General features: G+C 71.6%; 8 protein-coding genes and 1 riboswitch. Of the genes, 5 read left to right on the top strand and 3 right to left on the bottom strand.

Annotated elements, in window-relative coordinates; all coding sequences use genetic code 11:
• The first annotated feature begins 25 nt into the window (after nucleotides 1–25).
• The 3 genes from GA0070623_RS08055 to GA0070623_RS08045 are packed head-to-tail and all read left to right on the top strand — an operon-like array spanning nucleotide 26 to nucleotide 4359.
• On the top strand, nucleotides 26–847 hold the full coding sequence (locus GA0070623_RS08055; protein ID WP_084261063.1) for an SAM-dependent methyltransferase: 822 nt from the start codon (nucleotides 26–28) through the stop codon (nucleotides 845–847).
• 46 nt (nucleotides 848–893) lie between these two features.
• On the top strand, nucleotides 894–3710 hold the full coding sequence (locus GA0070623_RS08050; RefSeq protein ID WP_067302485.1) for a helix-turn-helix transcriptional regulator: 2817 nt from the start codon (nucleotides 894–896) through the stop codon (nucleotides 3708–3710).
• Complete coding sequence (locus GA0070623_RS08045) at nucleotides 3694–4359, top strand: O-methyltransferase (protein ID WP_067302601.1); 666 nt, start codon at nucleotides 3694–3696, stop codon at nucleotides 4357–4359. Before GA0070623_RS08050 ends, GA0070623_RS08045 begins: the two co-directional genes overlap by 17 nt.
• A 143-nt stretch (nucleotides 4360–4502) precedes the next feature.
• Here GA0070623_RS08045 and GA0070623_RS08040 read toward each other — a convergent pair whose 3' ends face one another.
• From GA0070623_RS08040 to GA0070623_RS08030, 3 genes are all read right to left on the bottom strand, one after another.
• Nucleotides 4503–5060: a dihydrofolate reductase family protein gene (locus GA0070623_RS08040; protein WP_067302488.1), complete on the bottom strand. Its 558-nt coding sequence runs from the start codon at nucleotides 5058–5060 to the stop codon at nucleotides 4503–4505.
• 73 nt (nucleotides 5061–5133) lie between these two features.
• On the bottom strand, nucleotides 5134–5934 hold the full coding sequence (locus GA0070623_RS08035; RefSeq protein ID WP_067302491.1) for an SDR family NAD(P)-dependent oxidoreductase: 801 nt from the start codon (nucleotides 5932–5934) through the stop codon (nucleotides 5134–5136).
• Nucleotides 5935–5996: 62 nt separating this feature from the next.
• A complete protein-coding gene (locus GA0070623_RS08030) occupies nucleotides 5997–6413 on the bottom strand; it encodes a MerR family transcriptional regulator (RefSeq protein ID WP_067302495.1) in 417 nt (138 codons plus the stop codon).
• Between the two features lie 144 nt (nucleotides 6414–6557).
• Nucleotides 6558–6756: riboswitch (cobalamin riboswitch) on the top strand.
• 36 nt (nucleotides 6757–6792) lie between these two features.
• On the opposite strand from GA0070623_RS08030, the gene bluB reads away from it, so the two are divergent.
• Together bluB and GA0070623_RS08020 are read left to right on the top strand one after the other, a co-directional pair.
• On the top strand, nucleotides 6793–7437 hold the full coding sequence (gene bluB / locus GA0070623_RS08025; RefSeq protein ID WP_067302499.1) for a 5,6-dimethylbenzimidazole synthase: 645 nt from the start codon (nucleotides 6793–6795) through the stop codon (nucleotides 7435–7437).
• Between the two features lie 118 nt (nucleotides 7438–7555).
• Nucleotides 7556–7855, top strand: coding sequence for a hypothetical protein (locus GA0070623_RS08020; RefSeq protein ID WP_067302502.1), 300 nt, complete (start codon nucleotides 7556–7558; stop codon nucleotides 7853–7855).
• Nucleotides 7856–8434 lie beyond the last annotated feature (579 nt).

Raw genomic sequence — 8434 nt, 5'->3', positions numbered from 1 at the left:
ACCCCAGAAAGGCGAGGGACACCACATGGCGAATTCAGCGCCGGTATCGACCGACGTCGGCCACATGTACGACGTCATGACCGAACTGTTCACCGCGCTGCTCGACGGCAACATCCACGTCGGCTACTGGAGCGACGACGAGGACCAGGCCTCCGTCGCCGAGGCGGCCACCCGCCTCACCGACATGGTGGTCGGACGCGTCGGTGCCGGCCCCGGCAGTCAGGTGCTGGACGTCGGCTGCGGAGCGGGCACCGCCTCGCTGCGGCTCGCGACCACACAGGACGGGACGGTGGTGACGGGGATCTCCGTCAGCCACGGACAGATCGACACGGCCAGGGCGCGTGCCCGGGAACTCGGCGTCGCCCACCGCGTGCATTTCCGATACGCTGATGCGATGAACATGCCGTTTGGACCCGGTATGTTCGACGCGGCCTTCGCCATCGAATCCCTCATCCACATGCCGGACCAGGACCGGGCACTCCAGGAGATCGCCACCGTGTTGCGCCCGGGCGCACGGCTGGTCATCGCCGACATCGTCGACAGACACCCGGCGAGCGGCGCAGAGAAAGAGATCATCGACAATTTCTGTGCCGTGACACAGTGCCGGACCATCGCCGCGCTGCCCGACAAACTGAACCGGGCGGGCTTCGAGATCGTCGAGTTCGACGACATCAGCACCCACGTGATGCGGGCGTTCGCGGCGCTGTCCGATCGCATGCGCGAGGTCCGGGCGGACTTCGTCGGCAGGATCGCGCCCGCGCACTTCGACCAGTTGGTCGAACTGTTCAGGCGCTTCAGCGCCGTCACCGCGGCCGGCTACGTCCTGGCGGTGGCCCAGCGCCGATGACCGTGAGAGGAAGGGTCCATCCCATCGATCGGTGGGGAGTCACCAGGTGCTTTCCCGGCATCAGCTCGCCCTGCTCGCCACCCCGGCATCCGACGACAGGCACCCGGCACCATCCCGCAGCCGGGCCGGGCTGATCGGCAGGACAGCCGAGACCGAACTGATCGACGCCCTGCTACGCGGCCGGGAGCGCATCCCGGCCCTGCTGGTGAACGGCGAGATCGGCGTCGGCAAGACAGCGCTGCTCCGCGCCACCGACGAACAGGCCCACCGGGCCGGTCGCCGCGTCGTGTGGGTCACCGGCGCGCCCGCCGAAGCCGACCTTCCCTACTCGGGCCTGCACCAGCTCCTGTACTCCCTGCGCGCGGACCTCGACCGTCTGCCCGCCCACCAGCGGGTCACCCTGTCACGCATCCTCGGGCACGCCGACGGCCCCCTGCCCGACAGACTGGCGACCTGCGCGGCCACCCTGTCCCTGGTCACCGAGCTCGCCGACGAGGGTGGGCTGGTGGTGCTGGTCGACGACGCCCAGTGGATCGACCGGGAGAGCACCGAACTGTTCGCCTTCGTCGCCCGCCGGACGTGTGAACTGGCCGGTCTGGTGCTGGTGGTCGCCACCCGCCAACCCGGGCCGCCGCTCGCCGCCGCCGGGCCGTACGGCCGTCAGCTCGCGCCACTGTCGGACCACGACGCCGGTCTGCTGATCGACGTGTGGCACCCCACCCTGCACAGCCGCGTCCGACGCATCATCCTCGACCATGCCCGCGGCAACCCGCTGGCACTGATCGAACTACCCAAGGCACTCAGCCAGGAGCAGCGGTGCGCGAGCATGCCGCTGCCGGTCCACCTGCCGGTCACCCCGCGGATCAGCGGGCACGTCGGCGCCCGGATCCGCGCCCTGCCCGAGCCGACCCGACGGCTCCTGCTGGTCGCCGCCCTCGATGAGAGAGCCCAGCTCGCGACGATCGCCGAAGCGACCGGCGAGACCGACGTCACGGCCCGGCTCTGCCCCGCCGAACGGCAGCACCTGGTCACGATGGACACCGACCGGTTGCTCTTCACCCACCCACTGGTCCGGCTGACCACGATCGACCTGGCGACCCGGGGCGAGCTGTACACCGCCCACCGCCACCTGGCCGCAGTGACCAACGTCGACCAGGACGTCCGGGCCACCCACCTGGCGGCCGCGGCACTGGGCCCGGACGACACCGTGGCCGATGCCCTGGCGGCGGCCGGCGACCGCGCCGCCGACCGGGGCGTCCTCACCACGGCCACCGAGATGTTCGCCCGGGCCGCCGAGCTGAGCACCGCGCCGGCCGCCCGCGCCGAACGCCTGGGCATCGCGGCCCAACTGGCCTGCCGCGCCGGCTGGCTGCAATGGGCGAAACACCTCAACCCGGCCCCGGAAGAGTTCGGCGTCACCACCCACACCGCCGCCGTCAGCGCCTATCTCCTCTCCCTCGACGAGGGCGACGTGGACATGGCCCACCGTCGCCTCGTGCGGGTCTTCGACGACCCCACCACCAGCGTGCCGATGCGCCGCATGGCGCTGGAGATGCTGTTCCACGTGTGTGTCCTCGCTGACCGGCCGGACCACTGGGCAGCCCTGGACGCCGTGCTCGCCCGTCCCGACTGCGCGTCGGCGGAGATCGTCCTGCGGTGCCGCGCGATCCTCTCCGGTCGGGACGGCGACGCCGCCACGATGCGTGAGCGGTTCCTGGAACTGCTCGACCGCTGGCCGACGACACCGGCGGAACTCACCGCCCTGTCCACGGCGTCCCTCTCCGCCACCGCCGCCGCCCTCGACGCGGTCACCGAACTGCTGCCGGTGCTGCGTGGCCTGCACGAGGCGCCGGCCGACAGCCGGGGAGCACCGACGGCGAGGTTCGGACTGCACATGGAGATCCTGGACCGGTACCACTCGGGACGCTGGGGCGAGGCGGAGACCCTGCTGCGGGAGAGCGCCACCGTGGCGGGCGTCAGTGGCCTGCGGACCCTGGAGGGCGTCGCCCGGTGCCAGCGTGCGCTGCTGGCCGCGGTACGCGGTGAAACGGAGCAGGCGCTGGAGCTGGCCGACGAGGTTCTGCGGTGGGCCGTACCCCGCGGGATCGGCCTGGCGGTCATCCTGGCCCACCAGGCCCGGTCCCTGGTGGCTCTGGGCACCGGCGACCATGAACAGGCCTATGCGACCCTGTCCAACATCGCCCCTGCCGGCGCGATGACCCGCATGCCGGTCAGCGCCCGTCGCATCGTGTTCGACCTGGCGGACGCCGCCGCGCACACCGGGCACGGCGCACAGGCGGCCGCATATCTGCACACGCTGCGCGACGGGGGCTTCGACCGGCTCTCCCCGCGGATGACCATGCTCACCCACGGGGCCACCGCGCTGCTCGCCCGGGACAGTCACACCGACGAGGCCTTCCGGCAGGCGCTGACCGCACCGGGACATGAACGCTGGCCGCTGGAGCACGCCCGGATCCGCCTCGCCTACGGTGAGCGGCTGCGACGCGCCAAGGAGATCGGCCCGGCCCGGGTGGAGCTGGGCGCGGCACTGGAGGTCCTGGAGAGGCTCGGCGCCAGGCCGTGGGCGGCGCGGGCCCGTAACGAGCTCCGGGCCGCCGGTCTGGCCGTCGCCCGCCCCGCCGAAGGGCCGGCCGGGCTCACCGCGCAGGAGGAGTCCGTCGCCAGACTCGCCGCCCAGGGTCTGACGAACAAGCAGATCGCCGTCCGGCTGCGCCTGTCGGACCGTACCGTCAGCGGGCACCTCTACAAGGTCTACCCCAAGCTCGGGGTCACCTCACGGACCGGGCTGCGTGACGCCCTGGAGATACGAGCCGGATGGGATGCGGATGGCACAGCAGACTGAGTTCACCGAGGCCCTGCTCGACTACGTCCGGCAGGTCTCGCTGCGCGACGACGAGATACTCGCCGACCTGCGTCGGGAGACCGCCGCCCTGCCGATGGGCCGGGCGATGCAGATCATGCCGGAAGAAGGCCAGCTGCTGGCCCTGCTCGTCAGGCTGACCGCGGCATCGCTGGCGGTGGTCGAAGTCGGGACCTTCACCGGCTACAGCACGCTGTGCATGGCCAGGGCGCTCCCCACCGGTGGCCGGTTGTTCACGGTGGACATCTCCGCCCGGTGGCCGATGATCGCCGTACCGTACTGGGAACGTGCCGGGGTGGCCGACCGCATCGACGTGCGCATCGGTGCCGCGCGGGAGGTCCTGGCCGACCTGGAGACCGAACTCGGGCCGGGCACGGTGGACCTCGTGTTCATCGACGCGGACAAGGCGGGCTACCCGGACTACTACGAGGCCGCGCTGCGACTCGTCCGCCGCGGCGGGCTGGTCGTCCTCGACAACACGGTGTTCTTCGGCCGGGTGGTCGACGAGGAACACCAGGACCGGGACACCGCCACCATCCGGGAGCTGAACGTCTCGCTGCTCGCCGACGACCGGGTCGACCTGGCGATGCTGTCCTTCGCCGACGGCCTCACGCTGGCGGTGAAGCGCTGAGGGACGTCGGGTGCCGACCGACGGGCTCGGGCCGCTCCGACAGGCCGCGCAGCCGTTGCCGCGCGGCCGCGTACGCGCTGCGCGCCGGCATGATCTGCGGCGCGCGGGCCGGGTACCGCCGGCCGTGCCGGAGCGGTTCCGGGTCAGTCGGCGCGGCGGTAGTGCACGGCCAGCACGCCGCTGCGGAGCGGCTCCGCCGAGAGCAACTCGAGCCGGCGCGTGCCGGGCAGCCCGCCCTGGTGCAGGGTCGGACCGTGGCCGGCGATCCGGGGATGGACCAGCATCCGGTACTCGTCGATCAGGTCCAGCCGGTCGAGCTCGGTCGCCAGCCTGCCACTGCCGAGCAGGACCCCGGCCGGATTCGCGTCCTTGAGGCGCTGCACGCTCTCGCGTAGATCACCGGTGACGTGGTGGCTGTTGGTCCACGGGAAGTCCGTGCGCGTCGACGACACCACGTACTTGGGCTTGCCCTCCAGCTTGGCCGCCCACTCGCGCAGCGCCGGGGGTGCCGCCACGTCGCCGCGGGCGACGGCCGGCCAGGCACTCTCCATCATCTCGTAGGTGACGCGCCCCCACAGCATCGCCCCGTTCTCGTCCATGAGCCGGGTGAAGAAGGCGTGCGTCTCGTCGTCCGCGATCCCCTCCTCGTGGTCGACACAACCGTCCAGGGTGACGTTGAGGCTGAAGGTCAGGATTCCCATGGCCGGCGAGTCTAGTGTCCCGACGTCGTCGGTCCGGGCACGATCGGCACCTCGGACCCGTGTCGGGGCACTGTCAGTGTGGAGACGCCGTGGCCGCAGCCCCGCCACGCGCCATCATCCGTAGCGCGAGAGTGGCCATGAGCCGCGCGGGCACCATGCACATCAGGACGGTGGCCACCTTGTTGCGGCCCCCGTCGACCACGGCCGGTCCGGTCCCCTCCAGCGCGGCGAGCACCGTGCGCGCAACCTGAGCGGGCTGACGCTTGTCACGGCCCGGCCGAGGGTTCATCGGCGTCTGGGTCTGCCCGGGACTCACCGCCACCACCCTGACGCCGCTGGCCCGGGTCTCGGCCCACAAAGCCCGGGTGAACGAGAGGACGTAGGCCTTCGAGGCCGCGTAGGCCGCCATGACCGGCGCCGGCGTGTAGGCGCCGGTGCTGGCGATGTTGACCACCGAGCCGTGTCCGCGGTGGACCATGCCGGCGACGAGGAGGGTGGTCAGCTCGGTCAGGGCACCGACGTTGAGGTCCACCAGTTGACGCAACCTGGTGGGGTCGCTGTCCGCCACCATCGCCCGCGAGCCCACGGCGGCGTTGTTGACCAGCACCTCCACCTCGACCCCCGCCTCGCGCACGATCTCCATCAGGTGGCGGGGAGCGCCGGGTCGGTCGAGGGCGAGCGCGACGCTCAGCACGGTGACGCCGTGCCGCTCACGCAGGTCGGCGGCGGTCCTCTCCAACTGCCCGGCGTCACGGGCGACCAGCACCAGGTTCGCCCCACGGCCGGCGAACTCGTCCGCGATCGCCGCGCCGATGCCGCTCGACCCGCCCGTGACGAGGACGTAGCGGTCCTTCATGTCGGATGCGGTTGTCATGCCGCTCACGCTAGACACTGACATCAGTGTCAAGGTCAAGATGCGCCGGGAGGTGCCCGTCGCTACACGGGACCTGGGGGAACGTGGTGAGCGGGTGCGGCCGTGCCCCGGGACGGCACGGCCAGGTCGGCGGGAGAGGCGGCACCGGACAGGTAGCTGTCCAGCATCGCCCGTCGCTGTCCGATCAGACGCTCCTGCTGGGCCAGCCGGTCACGGATCTGCCGGACCCGTTCGTACAGTGCGGAGCAGTCGCCGGTGGGGTGCCGGCCGCTGGAGCACGGGAGGATCTCCCGGATGACCTCCGACGGTACTCCGGCACCGTAGAGATCCTGGATGAAGGCGACCCGGAGCACCGCCTGCTCGTCGTACTCCCGGTATCCGTTGCCGAGGCGGACGGCGGTCAGGAGGCCCTGCTGCTCGTAGTAGCGCAGCGACCGGGCGCTCACGCCGGTGCGCCTGGCGAGTTCACCGATCCGCATCCGACCCCCCGGTCAACCCTGACATCCGTGTGAACGTCAAATCTAGCGCTGGCCACGCGACCCGTGCCGAGCTCCGTCTCCGGAGCCGTGACCGCTGTGCCGGGGCGTGGTCGACCTGTGTCGTCGAGGCGGGTTAGCATCGCCGACGGCACGATCGTGCGAGGTGCCCCGCGGGTGCGGGGAGAATCGGGAAGCCGGTGTGAATCCGGCACGGGCCCGCCGCGGTGACCGGGGAGCGACCGTCCAGGCGCGAGGAGCGCAGCCACTGGCCGTACGGCTGGGAAGGCGGACGGGTCGGCGTCGATCCGGGAGTCCGAAGACCGGCCTCGCGTCGACCGCCCACCCACCGGGGTGGGCCGAGCGCAGCGGGAGCCTGCCTGTGGAACTCTATGACGCCATTCATCGCCGCCGGGACGTCCGGGCGCAGTTCACCGGGGAGCCGGTGCCGGCCGACACCCTGCACCGGGTTCTCGACGCCGCTCATGCCGCACCCAGCGTCGGCTATTCGCAGCCGTGGGACTTCATCCTGGTGCGGGATCCGGCCGTCCGTCGCCGGTTCCACCGGCACGTACAGGCCGAGCGGGCGGCGTTCGCGGCCAGTCTGGACGGCGCGGCGGCCGAGCGGTTCGCCGGAATCAGGATCGACGGGGTGCTGGAGTCGACGCTGTCGATCGTGGTGACCTATGACCCCGGGCGCGGGGGTCCGGCCGTGCTCGGGCGGCACACCATCGCCGACGCCGGTCTGTACTCGGTCTGTCTGGCCATCCAGAACCTCTGGCTCGCCGCAACCGCCGAGGGGTGGGGTGTCGGGTGGGTGTCCTTCTACCGGGAGCCGTTCCTCGCCGAACTGCTGGGGGTGCCGGCCGGTATCCGGCCGGTGGCCTGGCTCTGCGTCGGCCCGGTCACCCACCTGGAGGCGGTGCCCGACCTGGAACGGCACGGGTGGCGGCGGCGCAGGCCCCTCGCCGAGGCGGTGCACCACGACCGTTGGCGGCAGCGGGTGGCTGATGGACCGAACAGCTAATCCAGGTACGCCTATGCGGCGGCTACCCTGGTGTAGCAGTGAGTTACTTCTCGATCACCGTGGGAGGAGTTTCCTGCGTACCACCGTCAAGGTTCTGGCCGCCTCCGCCCTTGCCACCGTGAGCCTCGCCGCTGCCGGGGCCGCCCCGGCCCTCGCCGCCGCCCCGGCGCCGTTCTGCGAGTCCGGCGCCTCGCAGTTCCTCTGCGACGCCAGCAGCACCGGCACGACGACCTGGAGCATCACCTGGTACTCCGGCAGCGTCGGCACCTTCACCACCGCCGGTCCGACCCTCTTCGCCGCCTGCCCGGCCAGCAACCTCGGGCACCCCGTGCGGGCCAGCTACAGCTACTACGACGGCAGCACCACCCAGTACAGCGGCACCACCCGGTTCATCTGCCGCAGCGGCCCCTGGCAGTGAGCCGTCCGGCGTACGCACGACTCACGCGTACGCCGGACAGGTTCCGGTACTCCAGGCCGCCGGAGTCACGGCGGCCGTCTCCACGGGACTGATCCGGCATGGCGTCGCGCGACCGAACGACGCCGTGCCGGAGGCTCCGCGGAATCCCTCGCCGCGACGGTCTGTCACGGGGTGTCCGGAGGTGACGTAGCGGACGTTCGTCGCCCGGTACCGTACGGGCGTGGGTAAGACCACGGTGCTCGATGAGTTGCGCCGCCGGGGTTTCCGCACCGTCGACACGGACTACGGTGGCCGGGAGCTGCCCGACGGGACCTGGGACGAGCACCGGATGAGCGGGTTGCTCGCTCGGCATCGCGAGTTGGTCGTGTCCGGGACGGTGGACAACCAGGTCCGCTTCTACCATCGCTTCCAGCACATCGTCCTGCTCAGCGCACCGTTGGAGGTCCTCCTCCGACGGGTCGCCCACCGGAGCAACCCGTATGGGAGGATGCCTGAGCAGCGCGCGGAGATCGCCCGGTACGTGCACACCGTGGAGCCGCTGCTGCGACGTGGCGCCACCGTGGAACTCGACGGCCGTCG

The organism is Micromonospora rifamycinica (assembly GCF_900090265.1).
GTDB lineage: Bacteria > Actinomycetota > Actinomycetes > Mycobacteriales > Micromonosporaceae > Micromonospora > Micromonospora rifamycinica.
The sequence above is the reverse complement of the archived record's forward strand: the minus strand, read 5'-3'. Positions and strand labels throughout refer to the sequence as shown.

Excerpts from the sequence above, each read along its gene's own strand:
- GA0070623_RS08055 (WP_084261063.1), top strand. The coding sequence starts at position 26 with ATGGCGAATTCAGCGCCGGTATCGACCGACGTCGGCCACATGTACGAC.
- GA0070623_RS08045 (WP_067302601.1), top strand. The coding sequence starts at position 3,694 with ATGGCACAGCAGACTGAGTTCACCGAGGCCCTGCTCGACTACGTCCGG.
- GA0070623_RS08040 (WP_067302488.1), bottom strand. The coding sequence starts at position 5,060 with ATGGGAATCCTGACCTTCAGCCTCAACGTCACCCTGGACGGTTGTGTC.
- GA0070623_RS08035 (WP_067302491.1), bottom strand. The coding sequence starts at position 5,934 with ATGACAACCGCATCCGACATGAAGGACCGCTACGTCCTCGTCACGGGC.
- GA0070623_RS08030 (WP_067302495.1), bottom strand. The coding sequence starts at position 6,413 with ATGCGGATCGGTGAACTCGCCAGGCGCACCGGCGTGAGCGCCCGGTCG.